General features: G+C 52.7%; 15 protein-coding genes. 6 read left to right on the top strand and 9 right to left on the bottom strand.

Annotated features, from left to right (window positions below):
- Window positions 1-15 precede the first annotated feature (15 nt).
- Both mfd and SK33_RS14120 read right to left on the bottom strand, forming a co-directional pair.
- The gene (gene mfd, locus SK33_RS14125; RefSeq protein WP_003030808.1) at window positions 16-3,462 is read right to left on the bottom strand and encodes a transcription-repair coupling factor; all 3,447 of its coding nucleotides are present in this window, start codon (window positions 3,460-3,462) and stop codon (window positions 16-18) included.
- A 118-nt stretch (window positions 3,463-3,580) separates the two neighbouring features.
- Window positions 3,581-4,645 (bottom strand): acyltransferase family protein, encoded by a 1,065-nt coding sequence (locus tag SK33_RS14120; protein ID WP_048219082.1) that lies wholly within the window; start codon window positions 4,643-4,645, stop codon window positions 3,581-3,583.
- A gap of 261 nt (window positions 4,646-4,906) precedes the next feature.
- On the opposite strand from SK33_RS14120, the gene lolC reads away from it, so the two are divergent.
- From lolC to cobB, 5 genes are all read left to right on the top strand, one after another.
- Complete coding sequence (gene lolC / locus SK33_RS14115; protein WP_003030806.1) at window positions 4,907-6,106, top strand: lipoprotein-releasing ABC transporter permease subunit LolC; 1,200 nt, start codon at window positions 4,907-4,909, stop codon at window positions 6,104-6,106.
- Window positions 6,099-6,800: a lipoprotein-releasing ABC transporter ATP-binding protein LolD gene (gene lolD / locus SK33_RS14110; protein ID WP_003030805.1), complete on the top strand. Its 702-nt coding sequence runs from the start codon at window positions 6,099-6,101 to the stop codon at window positions 6,798-6,800. The genes lolC and lolD overlap by 8 nt, the downstream gene beginning before the upstream one ends.
- On the top strand, window positions 6,800-8,044 hold the full coding sequence (gene lolE / locus SK33_RS14105) for a lipoprotein-releasing ABC transporter permease subunit LolE (protein ID WP_048219081.1): 1,245 nt from the start codon (window positions 6,800-6,802) through the stop codon (window positions 8,042-8,044). The genes lolD and lolE overlap by 1 nt, the downstream gene beginning before the upstream one ends.
- A gap of 89 nt (window positions 8,045-8,133) precedes the next feature.
- A complete protein-coding gene (nagK, locus tag SK33_RS14100; protein ID WP_003030802.1) occupies window positions 8,134-9,045 on the top strand; it encodes an N-acetylglucosamine kinase in 912 nt (303 codons plus the stop codon).
- A 15-nt stretch (window positions 9,046-9,060) separates the two neighbouring features.
- Complete coding sequence (cobB, locus tag SK33_RS14095) at window positions 9,061-9,882, top strand: Sir2 family NAD+-dependent deacetylase (RefSeq protein ID WP_003030799.1); 822 nt, start codon at window positions 9,061-9,063, stop codon at window positions 9,880-9,882.
- Window positions 9,883-9,981: 99 nt separating this feature from the next.
- Here cobB and potD read toward each other — a convergent pair whose 3' ends face one another.
- Genes potD through potA form a run of 4 tightly spaced genes read right to left on the bottom strand, consistent with a single transcriptional unit; the run spans window position 9,982 to window position 13,809 of the window.
- Entirely contained in the window at window positions 9,982-11,028 is a 1,047-nt protein-coding gene (gene potD / locus SK33_RS14090) for a spermidine/putrescine ABC transporter substrate-binding protein PotD (protein ID WP_003030797.1), read from the bottom strand.
- 27 nt (window positions 11,029-11,055) lie between these two features.
- Window positions 11,056-11,835 (bottom strand): spermidine/putrescine ABC transporter permease PotC, encoded by a 780-nt coding sequence (potC, locus tag SK33_RS14085; RefSeq protein WP_003030794.1) that lies wholly within the window; start codon window positions 11,833-11,835, stop codon window positions 11,056-11,058.
- Complete coding sequence (gene potB / locus SK33_RS14080; RefSeq protein WP_048219078.1) at window positions 11,832-12,689, bottom strand: spermidine/putrescine ABC transporter permease PotB; 858 nt, start codon at window positions 12,687-12,689, stop codon at window positions 11,832-11,834. The genes potC and potB overlap by 4 nt, the downstream gene beginning before the upstream one ends.
- Window positions 12,673-13,809, bottom strand: coding sequence for a spermidine/putrescine ABC transporter ATP-binding protein PotA (gene potA, locus SK33_RS14075; protein WP_003030791.1), 1,137 nt, complete (start codon window positions 13,807-13,809; stop codon window positions 12,673-12,675). The genes potB and potA overlap by 17 nt, the downstream gene beginning before the upstream one ends.
- A gap of 250 nt (window positions 13,810-14,059) precedes the next feature.
- Here potA and pepT point away from each other — a divergent pair, with 250 nt between their 5' ends.
- The gene (gene pepT, locus SK33_RS14070; RefSeq protein WP_048219077.1) at window positions 14,060-15,286 is read left to right on the top strand and encodes a peptidase T; all 1,227 of its coding nucleotides are present in this window, start codon (window positions 14,060-14,062) and stop codon (window positions 15,284-15,286) included.
- A 102-nt stretch (window positions 15,287-15,388) separates the two neighbouring features.
- On the opposite strand, the gene roxA is transcribed toward pepT, so the two are convergent.
- The 3 genes from roxA to phoP all read right to left on the bottom strand — a co-directional run bounded on the left by roxA (window position 15,389) and on the right by phoP (window position 18,737).
- Window positions 15,389-16,510, bottom strand: a complete 1,122-nt coding sequence (gene roxA / locus SK33_RS14065; protein ID WP_003030786.1) for a [50S ribosomal protein L16]-arginine 3-hydroxylase — start codon at window positions 16,508-16,510, stop codon at window positions 15,389-15,391.
- Between the two features lie 92 nt (window positions 16,511-16,602).
- Entirely contained in the window at window positions 16,603-18,066 is a 1,464-nt protein-coding gene (gene phoQ / locus SK33_RS14060; protein WP_003030784.1) for a two-component system sensor histidine kinase PhoQ, read from the bottom strand.
- Window positions 18,066-18,737 (bottom strand): two-component system response regulator PhoP, encoded by a 672-nt coding sequence (gene phoP, locus SK33_RS14055; protein ID WP_003030783.1) that lies wholly within the window; start codon window positions 18,735-18,737, stop codon window positions 18,066-18,068. Before phoP ends, phoQ begins: the two co-directional genes overlap by 1 nt.
- Between the last annotated feature and the right edge of the window lie 105 nt (window positions 18,738-18,842).

Here is an 18,842-nt window from a genome sequence, read left to right as displayed (position 1 = left end):
CACCCGGCCTGTTCACTATGCTACGGCGTTTTCTTCAAGCTGACGCATAAACTGGCGGACCCAGTCGATCCGCGTTTTACGCTCGCCCAGATCCTGCATAAATTTCAGTCGGGTTGGGCCGTCCAGACGGAAGTGTTGCGGTTGTTTTTGCAGTAAACCAATCAGCCAGACCGGGTTAACGTGGTTTTTCTCGGCAAATTCAATGGTACCGCCTTTGTCATGACCTTCGAGCTTTCTGATCCCCAGTTTCTGCGCCTGCTGGCGTAAACGAGCGATATCCAGCAACGTACGAGCCGGGTCGGGCAGCAGGCCAAAACGATCTATCAGCTCGACCTTAATCTCTTCCAGTTCGTTTTCGCCTTTCGCGCTGGCAATGCGCTTGTAGAACGATAGTCGGGTGTTAACATCCGGTATATAGTCATCCGGCAGCAGAGACGGCATACGCAATTCAACTTCGGTTTGCTGGCTGGTGAGATCTTCCAGTGATGGTTCGCGTCCCTCTTTGAGCGCATCGACAGCATTTTCCAGCAGCTCCATATACAACGAGAAGCCGATGCTTTCCATGGAACCACTTTGATCTTCACCCAGCAGTTCCCCGGCGCCGCGAATTTCAAGGTCGTGGGTCGCCAGCGCAAATCCTGCACCCAAATCTTCCAGCGAAGCGATGGCTTCCAGACGCTTTTGCGCGTCGGTGGTCATTGCTTTTGGATGCGGCGTCAGCAGCCAGGCGTACGCCTGATGGTGTGAGCGTCCCACACGACCGCGTAGCTGGTGCAATTGCGCTAAACCAAAGTGATCGGCACGTTCGATGATAATGGTGTTGGCGGTCGGAATGTCGATCCCGGTTTCGATAATGGTGGTACACACCAGCACGTTAAAACGCTGATGGTGGAAATCGTTCATCACGCGTTCCAGCTCGCGCTCGCGCATTTGCCCGTGGCCGATGCCAATACGCGCTTCCGGCACCAGTTCCGCTAATCTGTTAGCGGTTTTCTGGATATTTTCGACGTCGTTAAACAGATAATAAACTTGTCCCCCGCGCAGAACTTCACGCAGGATCGCCTCGCGTACCACCAGGCTGTCGTATTCGCGCACGAAGGTTTTGACCGCCAGACGACGAGCGGGCGGCGTGGCGATGATCGACAGATCGCGCATGCCGCTCATCGCCATATTGAGCGTACGCGGAATAGGCGTTGCCGTCAGGGTCAGAATATCGACATCCGCGCGCATCGCCTTAATGCGTTCTTTGTGGCGAACGCCGAAACGGTGCTCTTCATCGACAATTAGCAGACCCAGATCTTTTAGCTTCACATCCGCTTGCAGCAGTTTGTGCGTACCGATGAGAATATCAATTTTCCCCTCGGCAACCTGCTCCAGAATATGCGCTTGCTCTTTGGCGCTACGGAAACGGGACAACATCTCAATGCGTACCGGCCAGTTGGCAAAACGATCGCGGAAGTTGTCGAAGTGCTGCTGTGCGAGCAGGGTAGTCGGAACCAGCACGGCAACCTGTTTGTGGTTCTCTACGGCAAGGAAGGCGGCGCGCATCGCGACTTCGGTTTTACCAAAACCGACGTCGCCGCACACCAGGCGGTCCATGGCCAGCGGTTGACACATATCGCTGAGTACAGCGTTGATCGCCTGCGCCTGGTCAGGCGTGGTTTCAAACGGGAAGCTGTCGCAAAACAACTGATACTGTTCACGGTCATGCTTAAAGGCAAAGCCTTCTTTCGCCGCGCGCTGGGCATAAATATCCAGCAGCTCTGCCGCGACATCGCGCACCTTCTCAGCGGCTTTCTGTCGGGCGCGTGACCAGGCATCGCCGCCCAGTTTATGCAGCGGTGCATTCTCTTCTGCACCGCCCGCATAGCGGCTGATCAGATGCAGTGACGACACCGGCACGTACAGTTTGGCGTCGTTGGCATAGGTGAGCATCAGATATTCACCGGTGATACCGCCCGCTTCCAGCGTGGTCATCCCGGCATAGCGACCCACGCCGTGTTCCAGATGCACTACCGGCTGACCGGGATGCAGCTCTGCAAGGTTACGAATTAATGTATCCGGGTTGATGGTGCGACGCGAATCCTGGCGGCGACGCGCCACGCGTTCCCCAAGCAGATCGCTTTCACAAATCAGTGCCAGATTGCGTTTGCTATCGATGAAGCCGTGCTCAGCTGCGCCAATCATCAGATAACGACCGTTATCTACGGCTTCATCGAGTCGCAATATCCGCTTCGGTGCCACTTTGATACGAGCGAGCAACTCGCCAAGCGCTTCACGTCGGCCTTCACTTTCGACCGAGAAAATCACCGGGCCGGTAAAGCCCTCAAGGAATTTACGTAACGCATCTAACGGTGATTTTTGCTGTGCCTGCACGGCGATGTCCGGCAGCTTCTGGAACCCGAGGTTGGTATTCGCAGCTTTGTTCGCCAGACTCTCGGTTTTCAGTTGAACGCGCGGCCAGCGTTTAAGTTCAGAAAACAGCTCATCAACCCGCAGCCACAGCGATTCCGGCGGCAGAAGCGGGCGCATCGGATCAACACCGCGATTTTCAAAGCGTGACAGGGTATCGGCCTGGAAGCGTTCTGCGCTGGTCTCGATATCACCGGTATTGACCAATAACGTATTGGCGGGGAAGTAGCTGAACAGCGGCGGCAGCGGCTCGCTGAAAAACAGCGGTTGCCAGTATTCAATACCCGCAGGTAACGTGCCTTTGCTGACCTGCTGATAAATATGTTCGGCGTCGCGTTTAACCTCAAAGGTATCGCGCCACTGACTACGGAATAGCTCGATGGCCGTTTTGTCAGTCGGGAATTCGTGCGCGGGAAGCAAATTAATGGCATCGACTTCTTCCAGCGTGCGCTGGGTGTCGGTATCAAACAGACGCAGGCTGTCGATTTCGTCATCAAAGAAATCCAGACGATAAGGCAACTCGCTGCCCATCGGGAACAGATCCAACAACGCGCCGCGCGTGGCGTATTCGCCGTGTTCCATGACCTGATCAACATGGCGATAGCCAGCGCTATCCAGCTGTTCGCGCAGGGCGTCGCGCGAAAGCCGCTGACCTTTTTTCATGACCAGCGCATGCCCGTGCAGATAGCTGTGCGGACAGACACGCTGCATCAGAGTATTTACCGGAACGATCAGCACACCTCGCTGCATGGCAGGCAGTTGATACAGCGTAGAGAGACGCGAAGAGATAATCTCCTGATGGGGAGAAAAACTGTCATAGGGCAGCGTTTCCCAGTCGGCCAGGTTCATCACCATCTGGTCGGTAAACTGACGAATTTCATCATGCAGGCGCAAAGCATTTTGCATGTCCGGCGCGATCAGCACCACTGGACCGGCGTGATGTTCGGCGATTTCGGCGACCAGCGTTGCGCAGGCGGCACCGGTAAGCTCACCCAACTGGCGCTGATCGCCAGCTTTCGCTGGGAGCGTGTAACGATGTTGTTCAGGCATTCGGTTGTCAGGTTCTCGTTTAGATATACATCTGATAAGCAATGTTCTTTATTATCCGTGATCGTTTCTCATAAGCAAATTGATTCGCCCCCTGATGGGGGCAAAAAGCGCGTTGGGGTTAGCGCGAAACGACCGATAAAGAAGGCGGGGAAAATAGCAGGTCGGCCACTGTTTTTTGTGAAATTTTACGCACCAACAGGCCAAACGAGGTGCACAGCAGCAGGCAGGCGAATGGATACACCAGCAGCAGGGCCAGCTCTGCATATGCAGGCCAGGCGGCATGATTAATGTTGGGGATTAGCGTTAAGCTGAATAGCTCAACCAGAATTCGGTGGGTGGTGTAGATGGCGATGGTATTGGCACCAATCACGCTTAACGGGCCGGACTCACGCATACCAAAGCGCAGCTCAAATTGATAAAACAGCTTCATGATCAGCACAATGGAAAGAAGAGAAAGTAATAGTGAGACATTTGCCAGCCACGCGACGATGGCGGCGATTGCGCTAACCAGAACAATGAGCGCATGGCGGCGCAGGGGCACCTCCTTAATCCATACCATCAGCGTTGCGCCAAACCATGCACCGAGGCTGTACCAGGGCAGATTGCGAATCACGCTGTTCATTCCCCACCACGGCGTCGGGACAAAGTTGATCGCCACGCTCAGCGCCACAAATAACGCCAACAGCGGCACCGCCCAGCGGCTGAAAATTTTACACAGAACAAAATAGACAATCAGCGCGTACAGATACCACAAGCTGGTACTGGCGGTCAGCATCCCGTGGGTAAAACCTGCGATCGAACCAGCATAAGCGGCGTTGGCAGCATGGCTCAGATCGCGCTGTGGGGCCAGCCAGTTATTGAGCGTCACTAACGCCAGCCATTGCACCACACCCCAGAGTATCAGCACCCAGGCAATACTCCAGATCCGTTTTTCCACGCAGGTGGTCCACGGGACGCTATCAATGTAGCGACGGATCAGATATCCCGAAATAAAGAAAAAGACCGGCATGCGAAACGGCGCCAGGTACAAATTGAGGTAAATCCAGCATTTGCTCAGCAGCTCTGAAAGCGGATGCTGAAAAGTAGTGAGGTGCGGGTAAAATGTGATTACCGAGTGGTAAATCACCACCAGGCAAATACATAACCCTTTGATTTGATTAATCCATAGTTCTTTTTTATTCATAGAGACGGCGTATCCATATTGTTGGTTATAGCCTGCCATCCTGCGCAACCCGCTGTGCGCTGTAATGCGTAACTGTCTGCATTTTGATTTTTTAAGATAAAGATCAGGGACCAGGATGGAAGGAAAGAGGGACAGCTTTAGCGAATTGATTTATTTATACTTTTAGGAATAGTGCTGACGAACACTTACGGTTCAGTCATTTACCCATTCCGCTTTCGCTTATATACTCGTGACTTTGCTAACAGCAACCAGACGGATTTCATGTACCAACCTGTCGCTCTATTCATCGGCCTGCGTTATATGCGTGGGCGTGCAGCAGATCGCTTCGGTCGCTTCGTTTCCTGGCTCTCCACCATTGGCATTACCCTCGGGGTGATGGCGCTGGTCACGGTGTTGTCGGTGATGAACGGTTTTGAGCGCGAGCTGCAAAACAATATTCTTGGCCTGATGCCTCAGGCCGTTCTCTCGTCTGAACAGGGTTCCCTCAACCCGCAACAACTGCCGGAAAAAGCGGTGGTGTTGAACGGCGTCAACCGAGTTGCACCCATAACTACGGGAGATGTGGTGCTGCAAAGCGCGCGTAGCGTGGCGGTCGGCGTGATGCTCGGGATCGATCCGGCGCAAAAAGATCCGTTAACGCCGTATCTGGTCAATGTGAAGCAAACAGATCTGCAACCGGGTAAGTATAATGTCATCCTCGGCGAGCAGCTTGCCGGGCAGTTGGGCGTGAACCGTGGCGATCAAATTCGCGTGATGGTGCCTTCGGCCAGCCAGTTTACGCCAATGGGGCGTTTGCCGAGCCAGCGTCTGTTTACGGTGATTGGCACCTTCGCCGCCAACAGCGAAGTAGACGGCTACCAGATGCTGACCAACATTCAGGATGCTTCCCGCCTGATGCGCTATCCGGTGGGCAATATTACCGGCTGGCGTCTGTGGCTGAACGAACCGTTAAAAGTTGATACGCTGAGCCAGCAAACGCTGCCGCAGGGCACCAAATGGCAGGACTGGCGCGAGCGCAAAGGGGAACTGTTCCAGGCCGTGCGCATGGAGAAGAACATGATGGGGCTACTGCTTAGCCTGATCGTGGCTGTGGCGGCTTTTAATATTATTACCTCGCTGGGTCTGATGGTAATGGAGAAGCAAGGGGAAGTGGCGATTCTACAAACGCAGGGGCTAACGCCGCGGCAGATAATGATGGTGTTTATGGTTCAGGGGGCCAGTGCCGGGATTATCGGCGCGCTGCTTGGCGCGGTGCTGGGCGCATTGCTCGCCAGTCAACTGAACAATTTAATGCCAATTATTGGTGTGCTGCTGGATGGCGCGGCGCTGCCGGTCGCTATCGAGCCGCTGCAGGTTATCGTCATTGCGCTGGTGGCGATGGCCATCGCGCTGCTGTCTACGCTTTATCCTTCCTGGCGCGCTGCCGCCACTCAACCCGCTGAGGCTTTACGTTATGAATAAGATCCTGTTGCAATGCGACAACCTGTGCAAACGCTATCAGGAAGGCACTGTGCAGACCGATGTCCTGCACGATGTCAGTTTTAGCGTCGGCGAAGGTGAGATGATGGCGATTGTCGGCAGCTCTGGCTCCGGCAAGAGTACGCTGCTGCATCTGCTGGGCGGATTGGATACGCCGACTTCCGGCGACGTGATTTTTAGCGGTCAGCCAATGAGCAAGCTCTCGTCGGCGGCGAAAGCGGAACTGCGCAATCAGAAGCTGGGCTTTATTTACCAGTTCCACCATTTACTGCCGGACTTTACCGCGCTGGAAAACGTAGCGATGCCGCTGCTGATCGGCAAGAAAAAACCGGCTGAAATAACCGAGCGCGCACGGGATATGCTGAAAGCCGTAGGACTGGATCATCGTGCCAGTCATCGCCCGTCTGAACTGTCTGGCGGCGAACGCCAGCGTGTGGCCATCGCTCGTGCGCTGGTGAATAACCCGCGTCTGGTCCTGGCGGATGAGCCAACGGGTAACCTGGATGCGCGTAACGCGGATAGCATTTTCGAGCTTCTGGGCGAGCTGAACCGCTCTCAGGGCACGGCATTTCTGGTGGTGACGCACGATCTGCAACTGGCGAAGCGGATGAGCCGCCAGCTTGAAATGCGCGATGGTCGCCTGACGGCTGAACTGAGCCTGATGGGAGCTGAGTAATGGCTTCGCCTTTATCGTTATTGATTGGTCTGCGCTTTAGCCGTGGTCGGCGGCGCGGCGGTATGGTTTCGCTGATATCTGTGATTTCCACCGTTGGCATCGCGTTGGGTGTGGCGGTGTTGATCGTTGGTTTAAGTGCCATGAACGGATTTGAGCGTGAGCTGAACAACCGTATTCTGGCCGTAGTCCCACACGGAGAGATTGAAGCCGTAAATCAGCCGTGGAATAACTGGCAGGAAGCGCTCGACAAAGTACAAAAAGTGCCGGGTATTGTCGCCGCGGCGCCTTATATCAACTTTACCGGACTGGTAGAGAGCGGGGCGAACTTACGCGCGGTGCAGGTGAAGGGCGTTGACCCGAAACAGGAACAGCGTTTAAGCGCACTGCCATCCTTCGTGCAAAACCACGCCTGGGATAATTTTAAAGCCGGTGAACAACAAATCATCATTGGTAAGGGTATTGCCGATGCGCTGAAAGTGAAGCAGGGCGACTGGGTGTCGATTATGATCCCTAACGCCAGCGCGGATCATAAGTTACAGCAGCCTAAACGCGTGCGTTTGCACGTAACGGGAATTCTGCAACTGAGCGGCCAACTCGATCACAGCTTTGCCATGATCCCAATGGAAGATGCGCAGCAATATCTGGATATGGGAACCAGCGTTTCCGGGATTGCGCTGAAAGTTAACGACGTGTTTAACGCCAATAAGCTGGTGCGGGACGCGGGCGAAGTGACCAATAACTATGTTTATATTAAGAGCTGGATCGGTACTTATGGCTATATGTATCGCGATATCCAGATGATTCGCGCCATTATGTATCTGGCGATGGTGCTGGTGATTGGTGTGGCCTGCTTTAATATCGTTTCCACGTTAGTGATGGCGGTAAAAGACAAAAGCGGCGATATTGCGGTATTAAGAACCCTCGGGGCGAAAGATGGGTTGATCCGTGCCATTTTTGTCTGGTACGGCCTGCTGGCGGGTCTGTTTGGTAGCCTGATAGGCGTCGTCATCGGGGTGGTTGTCTCGTTGCAACTGACGCCGATCATCAACGGAATCGAGGCGCTTATCGGTCATCAGTTCCTGTCCGGCGATATCTATTTCATTGACTTCCTGCCATCGGAATTACACTGGCTGGATGTGATTTACGTGCTGGCGACAGCACTCGTGCTGAGTCTTTTGGCAAGTTGGTATCCGGCGCGTCGCGCCAGCAATATTGATCCTGCGAGAGTACTTAGCGGCCAATAACAACAATAATACACGACAGCATTCATGCTGCATCAAGGCGTAGCCAACGCAGAGGCATCTTGAAGGATGACGTGTATCAAGGAGCGGTGATGTATTACGGATTTGACATCGGCGGGACCAAAATTGCGCTGGGCGTGTTTGATAAGCAACGTCGTCTGCAATGGGAAACTCGCGTCCCTACACCTCGCGACAGCTACGACGCTTTCCTTGATGCGGTCTGCAATCTGGTGACGGAAGCTGACCAGCGTTTTGGTATCAAAGGTTCGGTCGGTATCGGGATTCCTGGCATGCCGGAAACGGAAGACGGCACGTTGTACGCGGCCAACGTTCCTGCCGCCAGTGGCAAACCGCTCCGCGCCGATCTTAGCGCTCGCCTTGACCGCGATGTGCGTCTGGATAACGATGCGAACTGTTTTGCTCTCTCCGAAGCCTGGGATGACGAGTTTACCCAATATCCGCTGGTGATGGGGTTGATCCTCGGTACGGGCGTTGGCGGCGGCCTGGTGCTTAACGGGAAATCCATCACCGGACGCAGCTATATCACCGGCGAGTTTGGTCATATTCGTTTGCCGGTTGATGCGCTGACGCTGATGGGCTTTGATTTCCCGCTGCGCCGCTGCGGATGCGGCCAACTGGGATGCATCGAAAGCTATCTTTCCGGCGGTGGATTTGCGTGGTTGTATCAGCATTACTACCATCAACCGCTGGATGCTCGTGAAATTATCGCGTTGTGGGAGCAGGGCGATGAACATGCGCGTGCACACGTTGAACGCTATCTGGATTTGCTGGCGGTGTGTCTTGGGAATATCCTGACTATCGTCGATCCTGATTTGGTGGTGATTGGCGGAGGCTTGTCGAATTTTACCGCTATTACGACGCAACTGACGGACCGACTGCCACGTCATCTGTTGCCAGTTGCCCGGGTACCGCGTATTGAGCAGGCACGGCACGGTGATGCCGGCGGGATGCGCGGGGCTGCTTTCCTACATCTTACCGATTAATACAAAGAGGTTGTTATGCTGTCGCGTCGGGGTCATCGGTTAAGCCGCTTTCGTAAAAATAAACGCCATTTGCGCGATCGCCTGCGTCAACGAATCTTTTTCAGAGACAGAGTGGTGCCTGAATTGATGGAAAAACCAAGAGTGCTGGTACTGACGGGAGCGGGAATCTCCGCTGAGTCAGGAATTCGAACCTTCCGCGCGGCGGATGGTCTCTGGGAAGAACATCGGGTTGAGGACGTTGCGACTCCGGAAGGATTTAGTCGAAACCCGGAACTGGTTCAGTCGTTTTATAACGCCCGTCGCCATCAATTGCAACAGCCAGAAATCCAGCCCAACGCGGCGCATATCGCACTGGCAAAACTCGAAGCCGAACTGGGCGACCGTTTTTTACTGGTGACGCAGAACATTGATAACCTGCATGAGCGTGCGGGCAGCCAGAACGTTATCCATATGCACGGCGAACTGCTCAAGGTTCGCTGCTCGCAAAGCGGGCAGATTCTGGAATGGAAGGACGATGTGACCCCGGAAGATAAATGTCACTGCTGTCAATTTCCGGCACCGCTGCGACCACACGTGGTGTGGTTTGGTGAAATGCCGCTGGGTATGGATGAAATTTATATGGCGCTGGCAATGGCGGATGTATTCATAGCAATTGGTACGTCGGGACATGTTTATCCGGCTGCGGGTTTTGTGCATGAGGCGCGGCTGCATGGGGCACATACGGTAGAACTAAATCTCGAACCGAGCCAGGTTGGCAGTGAGTTTGAAGAGAAGTATTACGGTCCGGCAAGCCAGGTGGTGCCAGAGTTTGTTGAGAAGTTATTGAAAGGTCTGTGAGAACGGATGGCGTAGGCCCGATAAGCGTAGCGCCATCGGGCAATGATGATGCGCCGGATGCGACGCTGGCGCGTCTTATCCGGCCTATGAGGAGGGCAATTAACGTCCTGCTTTTAGCTTCTGATAATACTCTTCATAGATAGCGCTGGCGGAACCGACATCGTTCTGCCATTCCCCTTTGTTGATGGTTTCTGCGTCAGGGTACAGGGTTTTATCATTTGCGACTTCAGGGCTTAACAGCTTACGTGCTGCCAGGTTTGGCGTCGGATAACCAATTGTTTCCGCAACTTCTTTCGCTACGTCCGGGCGCAGCAGGAAGTTAATCAGCTTCAGTGCACCTTCTTTGTTTTTCGCGTTAGCCGGAATAGACAGGCTATCCATCCAGAAAATGCCACCTTCTTTAGGCCATACCACTTCCAGCGGTGTACCTGCCTGACGCGCAACATATGCGGAGCCGTTCCACACCATCCCCAGATTGACTTCACCTTCCATATACGGGTTGGCCGGGTTGTCAGAGTTAAACGCCGCGACGTTAGGCATCAGTTTCTTCAGCTCGTTATAGGCGGCTTCAATCTCTTTCGGGTCGGTGGTATTGCCGGAGTATCCCAGCTTGCGCAGCGCCATCTGGAACACTTCACGCGCATCATCCGTTAACAGCAGACTGCCTTTGTACTCCGGTTTCCATAGATCGGCCCAACTGGTGACGGTTTTCGGATCGATAGCATCGCTGTTTACGCCAATGGCCGTCGCACCCCAGATATACGGGATGGAGTAGTCATTGTTCGGGTCAAACGGCTTGTTGAGCATTTCCGGATCGAGGTTGTGGAAGTTGGTCAACGTCGACTTGTCGATCTTCTGGATCATGCCTTCTTTACGCATTTTATCGACGTAATAGGTGGACGGAACCACCAGATCATATGCGCCGTCTTTATAGGTTTTGAGCTTGGCGTACATGGTTTCGTTCGACTCGTAGGTCGAATAGATAACCTTAATGCCGGTCTCTTTGGTGAACTGTTCCAGCAGTCCAGGCGGGACATACTCGGTCCAGTTATAGAAATAGAGCGTGTTGTTGTCATTCGCGTGAGCGGCGCTCATGCCCAGTGCCAGAGCACCCGCCGCGAGCAGGTGGCGTGACCATTTTTTCATCATTTAACGTCCCCTGAATTAAGGGCCTCAGCGGCCCTTGGTTTTATCACGTGCAATAAGCTGGCTGGCGATCACCATAACCAGCGACAGAACCAACAAAATGGTCGCCAGCGCGTTCACCTCTGGTGATACGCCGACTTTGACCATTGAGTAGATTTTTAATGGCAAAATTTCATAACCCGGTCCGGTAACGAAGGACGAAACGACGACATCATCCATCGACAGCGTAAAGCTCAGCAACCAACCCGCAGCCACCGCAGGCATAGCCAGTGGCAGTATAATCTTGCGCAGAATAGTTACTTCGCTGGCACCCAAATCTTTAGCAGCCTCAAGCATGCGTACATCAAAACCTTTCAGGCGTGAGTAAACTGTCACCACCACAAAAGGCAGACAAAAAGTGATATGTGAGAACAACAGCGACCAGAAACCCAGTTGAATGCCGATCAGCATAAACAGCACCAGCAGAGATATTGCCATCACAATATCTGGCGACATCATCACCACGAACAGCATGCCACTGACGAACGGTTTACCGCGAAAACGGTAGCGGTACAGCGCAACCGCAGTGAGTGAGCCGATCAAGGTGGCAAACGTGGCGGATAGCACCGCCATCGTCAGCGAGTGCTGCGCCGCCTGCAACAGGCTGTCGTTATTCATCAGCAGGCCGTACCATTTGGTAGTAAAACCCTGCCAGTTGATGCCGAAGCGCGAGCTGTTAAAGGAGTTCACAATCAGAATGATGATTGGAATATACAGATACGCGTAGATAGCGGTCATAAAACCGCCGCGGAGCAGTCGACCGATCATTCGAGTTCCACCTTCTTGTTCAGCAAGCGCGAGGCACGCCAGTAGATCAGCAGCATCAGACCCATCACGATGGTCAGCGTAATGCTGGTGGCTGCACCAAATGGCCAGTCACGGATGTTCAGGAACTGAACTTTAATCACGTTGCCAATCAGCAGGTTTTTCGCGCCGCCCATTAAGTCGGAAACGTAAAACAGCCCCATTGCGGGCAGCATGACCAGCAGGCATCCGGCGATAATCCCCGGCATCGTCAACGGAATAATGATGCGGGTGAAGGTCTGAAGTTTACTGGCACCTAAATCGCGTGCGGCTTCCAGCAGCGATTTATCGAGTTTTTCAATGCTGGAATAGAGCGGCATCACCATAAACGGTAGCAGGATGTATACCAGCCCGATAATCACCGCGCTGGGGGTAAACATGATGCGAATGGGTGTATCGATAACCCCGAGCCATAACAGAAACTCGTTGAGATAGCCTTTGGTACTGAGGAAAATTTTGAGTCCGTAGATGCGGATAAGTGAATTGGTCCAGAACGGAACAATCAGCAGGAACAGCAACAGCGGGCGCACTTTTTCCGGCAGTTTCACCAAAAACCAGGCAAACGGGTAGCCGAGTACCAGACAGGCGAGCGTGGCAATCAGCGCCATATTGAGGGAGTGAACCAGCACCTCAAAATAGAGCGGATCGAGCAGGCGCGTATAGTTCTCCAGCGTAAAGACCATTTTGACGAAATTGGCGTCGTCGCGGGTCAAAAAGCTGGTACCGATGATCATCAGGTTGGGCAGAAAGACAAATAACACAAGCCAACCGACAATGGTGACGATCACCACACTCTGGAATTTACTTGTGTTCTTCATCAGCCAGTACGACCTCCCAGCTTTCTACCCAGTTAATCGCCATTTTCTGGTCGAGAGAGTGGTCAAAGTCAGGATCGTCTTCATTGAAGAATTCGCTGACCATCACCATCTTGCCATTTTCCAGTTCCACAACCGACTCCAGCGTCATGCCTTTGTAGTTGCGTTCGCGCACGTAGCCGATCAGGCCTTCGATATGATTATCATCGTTGATTTCATCTACACGCAAATCTTCAGGACGTAACAGGACGTGCAGCTTTTGTCCGGGAACCACCGCGAAGTTGACATAAATATTGCACTCGCGGCCTTCAACGTTAGCACGAACACGCTGTTCATCCAGACGTTCAATCACCGTGGCGTTAAACATATTGATCTCGCCGATAAACCCGGCGACGAACAGATTCTTGGGCTCTTCGTAGATTTCGCGCGGTGTACCGTCCTGCTCAATCTTACCATCGCGCATCACCACGATGCGGTCAGACATTGTCAGCGCTTCTTCCTGATCGTGTGTGACAAAGACAAAAGTGATACCAAGCTTACGCTGCAGCGCTTTCAGTTCATTCTGCATCTGCTTACGCAGTTTGTAGTCCAGGGCAGAGAGGGATTCATCTAACAAGAGTAAGCGGGGTTTGTTGACCACAGCTCGGGCAATCGCTACGCGCTGCTGCTGGCCGCCGGAAAGTTGATGCGGTTTTCGCTGGGCGAACTCTTCCAGTTGCACCATGCGCAGGGCTTCGGTAACGCGGGGAGAAATGTCGGCTGCGGGCGTTTTTTGCATGCGTAAACCAAAGGCCACATTCTCAAATACGGTCATGTGGGGGAATAACGCATAGCTTTGGAAGACGGTATTCACGTAGCGGTTTTCCGCTGGAACGTGAGTAATGTCCTCGTTGTCCAACATAATATGACCGGAATCAACCGTTTCCAGACCGGCAATCAGGCGAAGAACGGTTGTTTTACCGCAGCCAGAGGGGCCAAGCAGCGTAAGAAACTCGCCATTATTGATGGTCAAATCCAGGCTGGAAATCACCTCTTTGCCATCGAAACTTTTGCGAATTCCCGCTAATTGCACCAGTGGAGAAAGCGAACGCGGTTGTTTATTCAATTTTTTACTCTGTCCCATGTAAACGCAACGGATGGCTGACCGATGCGGGGTTTGTGGTTAACCACCTTGATGACTCTTAATGAGGGCCGTTATTCTACGGCAAACCATTGTAATCGCCAATCCTTGTTGCGAATTACTGACTTAGCCCTATAGTCAGAGGGGATGTCAGGGCGAAATATTCTCACTTGCGGGGATAAAAGTGACCTGACGCAATATTTGTCTTTTGTTGCTTATTGATAATGTTGTCACAAAAAGTGAGGGTGACTGCATGGATAAACTACTTGAGCGTTTTTTACACTACGTGTCGCTGGACACCCAATCAAAATCGGGCGTGCGGCAGGTACCCAGCACCGAAGGACAGTGGAAATTATTACAACTGCTCAAACAACAGCTCGAAGAGATGGGACTGGTTAATATTTTACTGAGCGAAAAAGGCACGCTGATGGCAACGTTACCCGCTAACGTTGCTGGCAATATTCCTGCGATCGGCTTTATTTCCCATGTGGATACCTCACCGGATTTCAGTGGTAAAAATGTCAATCCGCAAATTGTTGAAAACTATCGCGGTGGCGATATTGCGTTAGGCATTGGTGATGAAGTTTTATCGCCAGTGATGTTCCCGGTGCTGCATCAACTTCTGGGTCAGACGCTGATCACTACAGATGGTAAAACGTTGCTGGGCGCGGATGATAAAGCAGGCGTGGCGGAAATCATGACCGCACTGGCTGTGCTTATCCAAAAAGATATTCCGCATGGCGATATCCGCGTGGCCTTTACACCGGACGAAGAGGTGGGTAAAGGGGCGAAGCATTTTGACGTTGCGGCATTCGATGCGCAGTGGGCCTATACCGTTGACGGTGGTGGCGTAGGTGAGTTGGAGTTTGAAAACTTCAACGCCGCGTCGGTTAATATTAAAATTGTTGGCAACAATGTGCATCCCGGCACCGCAAAAGGGGTGATGGTGAATGCGCTGTCGCTGGCGGCGCGTATTCATGCAGAGGTTCCGGCAGATGAAAGCCCGGAAAAGACGGAAGGTTACGAAGGCTTTTATCATCTGGCGAGCATGAAAGGGACGGTCGATCGGGCGGATATGCACTACATTATTCGTGATTTTGACCGTAAGCAGTTTGAAGCGCGTAAACGCAAGATCATGGATATCGCCAAGAAGGTCGGTAAAGGGTTACACCCCGACTGCTATATCGAACTGGTGATTGAAGACAGTTACTACAATATGCGCGAAAAAGTGATTGAGCATCCGCACGTACTGGATATCGCCCAGCAGGCGATGCGCGATTGCGATATTGAGCCGGTGCTGAAACCGATCCGTGGCGGCACTGACGGCGCGCAGCTGTCGTTTATGGGATTACCGTGTCCGAATCTGTTCACCGGCGGCTACAACTATCATGGTAAACATGAGTTTGTAACCCTGGAAGGAATGGAAAAAGCGGTACAGGTGATTGTGCGTATTGCTGAACTGGCCGCGCAACAAAAATAAAGTATGGGTAGTTGCCGGATGGCGCTTCGCTTATCCGGCCTACATTATTACACTCCAGTAGGCCTGATAAGACGCGTAGCGTCACATCAGGCAAATTTCGCATTATCCTTCGAAGAACCAGTACCCGCTGTTGACCAGCGCGGCAAGCATGGCAAGGAAAGAAGGATCTTCCAGCGCATCCTCAAAGTTCTCAGCCGTCAGCACAATATGACTGGCCAGCGCTTCCAGGGCAGGACGATGCGGTGAATCAATTTTCTCACCGTTAGCGTAGACGTCGTCGCCAATACGCAATACACGCAATCCGCCCAGACGCACTAACACATCACCTTGCTTCAGGGCATCGTAAATTTCGTCTGGCTGATACGGTGGCTCCGGCGGGGCAATATCCAGTTCATGACGAGACTGAGAAATAAACTCGCCAAACCACTGCTGGAAATGTTCTGGTTGATTAATCAGCCCGAGCATCATTTCGCGCAGCTTATCCATCTCCTGCGGCAGAACGTCGGCCGGATGATCGCGCGGCGGCAGGTCCGGATCGCTGTAATAGGTGCTACCCAGTTCGCGTTGCAAAACGTAATCGGCGAACCCGCTGATCAGCTCGCGAGTGTTTGGCGCACGGAAACCGACCGAATAGTTCATCGCGTTTTCCAGCGCATAACCTTCGTGCGGGAATCCCGGTGGAATGTACAGTATATCGCCGGGCTCCAGCTCTTCATCGATGATAGCTTCAAACGGGTCGACCTGAAGGAGATCCGGGTGAGGGCAGTGCTGTTTCAGCTGCAGTTTTTCACCTACGCGCCAGCGACGACGACCGGTTCCCTGAATGATAAATACATCGTACTGATCCAGGTGCGGGCCAACGCCGCCGCCGGGGACAGAGAAAGAAATCATCAGATCGTCGATGCGCCAGTCCGGTAATTCACGGAACGGGCGCATCAGCGCGGCAGTTGGCTCGTGCCAGTGGTTGACCGCCTGCACCAGCAAAGACCAGTTGTTCTCGCCAAGATGGTCGTAGCTTTCGAAGGGACCGTGGCTAACCTGCCATTTTCCGTCCTGGTGGCTGACGAGTCGGCTGTCGACTTCGCTTTCCATTGCCAGTCCAGCCAGTTCGTCAGGAGAGAGAGGATCAATAAAATTGTTAAACCCGCGTTTTAAGACCACCGGGCGTTTCTGCCAGTGGCGTTCAAGAAAATCGGGCCAGTTAAGTGTGAGTTGGTATTCCATAATGAGCATCCCGCAGGCTGGTATCTGCAACCGATTATAACGGATACTTAACCTCAAGCGTGAAGTCAGTACATATTTATTACATGCGATGATTACTCGTCTTTCTGGCCCGGCTGCTGGCGGCCAAAAATAACTTCCATGCGCGCGCCACCCAGCAGGCTATCACCTGCAATAATCTGCCCGTCATACTGTTCGGTGATTTCTCGCGCCACTGCCAGACCGACGCCTTGTCCTGGACGTAGCGTATCTACGCGCTGTCCACGGTCAAACACCACTTCCCGTTTGCTTTGCGGAATACCAGGACCATCATCTTCAACCAGAATATGCAGCTGATCCTCAGACAGTTGCGCTGAAATCTCGACAAACTCCAGACAATATTTACAGGCGTTATCCAGTACGTTGCCCAACACCTCGACAAAATCATTCTGTTCGCCCACAAAGCTGATTTCAGGTGAGATATCGAGGTTAATGTTGACGCCTTTACGCTGATACACCTTATTCAGTGCCGAGGTCAGTTTATCCAGCAACGGCGCGATCGGGTGCAGTTCGCGGCTGAGCAGGGCACTGCTGCCACGCATGCTGGCGCGATGCAGGTAATAGCCTATCTGTTGAGAAATACGGCTGATTTGTTCCAGCATGATAGGCTCTGCGTCGCTGACGCTCATCTTTTCATTACGCATTGAGCGCAGAGTACTCTGCAATACCGCCAGTGGTGTTTTCAGACTATGGGTGAGGTCTGTTAACGTGGTGCGGTATTTGTCATAACGCTCACGTTCGCTTTTTAACAGCCGATTGAGATTACGAACCAGGCTGGTCAATTCGCGTGTGGTGGCGGGGTTTAGCATCTCACGATGATGTTCCTCAAGCTCACGGACTTCACGCGCCAGCGATTCAATCGGCCGCAGGCTCCACCACGCGGCCACCCATAACAGCGGAATGACCAGCAACAGATTGGCGACCAGCACATAAATAAACCAGCTCCAGACCATATACGAGCGCTTTAGCTCTATTGGAATGGTATCGACAACCACAATGGTCAGTTGCGGCATTCTGGCAGTAGCAGGGTAGACGTTTACCGCCACGGAGTGGGTCATTTCGGCGTCGTCGTCATCTTCTCTGACTTCTTTTAACTGCTGCTGAGCGGAGTGATCTTCGCCCAGTAAGGTACTGGTGGCGTCTACATTGGCTTCAATTTCATGAAAACCGTTCGTTTTTAGCCAGTCCGGTTGGATACTTTGCGTCAACCAGGGAACATTGCGCTGCGCCCACAACAACTCACCGCTTTCGTTATAGATCAGCGACATTGTTGGGCTTTGCATATCGAGATTTTCAGGCAACTCGACGTTTATCTTGCCGTTTTCCCACTTTGCCAGAGTATAGAATAGATTACTTTCACCCCGCAGCAGGCGGAACGTTGTCTTATCAAAGCTGACACTGTAACCCACAAGGGCAACCATGCCGTAGGCCAGCGACAGCACCAACACCACGCCCGCAGTTGCCAGTAAAAAGCGTAACCGCAGCGATAACGGGAAAAAATGACGCAATAGTTTATTCATTAGCGCAGTTCAAAAAGATATCCCTGGCCACGCACGGTAGTGATCACCTCATGCGGATATTGCGCCTGAATTTTTTTACGTAGACGCCCCATCAGAACATCAATAGTATGACTTTCGCGCAGCTCGGCATCCGGATAAAGCTGCAGCATGAGCGAATCTTTACTAACCACTTTGCCATTATTACGGATGAGTGTTTCCATAATGGTATATTCAAACGCTGTGAGCTTGATAACTTCATCATTGACGGATAACTCGCGTCGGGAGAGGTCCACCTGAAAAGGCGGAAGGGAGATAATTTGCGATGCCAGACCGCTGTTTCGACGCATCAGTGCCTGCATGCGTGCAGCCACTTCTTCGATGTGAAACGGTTTGGTGACATAATCGTCAGCGCCTGCACTGAGGACTTCCACTTTGTCCTGCCAGCCTTCGCGCGCGGTTAATACCAGAATTGGCAGCGAAACCTCATTACTGCGCCAGCGGCGGATTAGCGACAAACCATCTTCATCGGGGAGCCCTAAATCAACGATCGCGATATCCGGCAGATGCTCATTCAGATAATAGTCCGCTTCCTTCGCATCTTCTGCATCATCCACCTGATGCCCTAAATCCTGTAACTGAACCTTGAGGTGGTGGCGTAATAAAGCATTATCCTCGACAACCAGTACGCGCATCATCGTTTCTCCCTAAAATAATGGTATGAATAGTTTAACGCTGATTATGTGGCTGTGGGGATAAACATTGAATAAACCGGGGGAAGGGATAATGTAGCGGGTGAT

It is taken from the genome of Citrobacter sp. MGH103, assembly GCF_001034475.2.
Taxonomy (GTDB): Bacteria; Pseudomonadota; Gammaproteobacteria; order Enterobacterales; family Enterobacteriaceae; genus Citrobacter; species Citrobacter freundii.
Note: the sequence above shows the minus strand (reverse complement) of the source record. Positions and strands in the feature narration are given on the sequence as shown.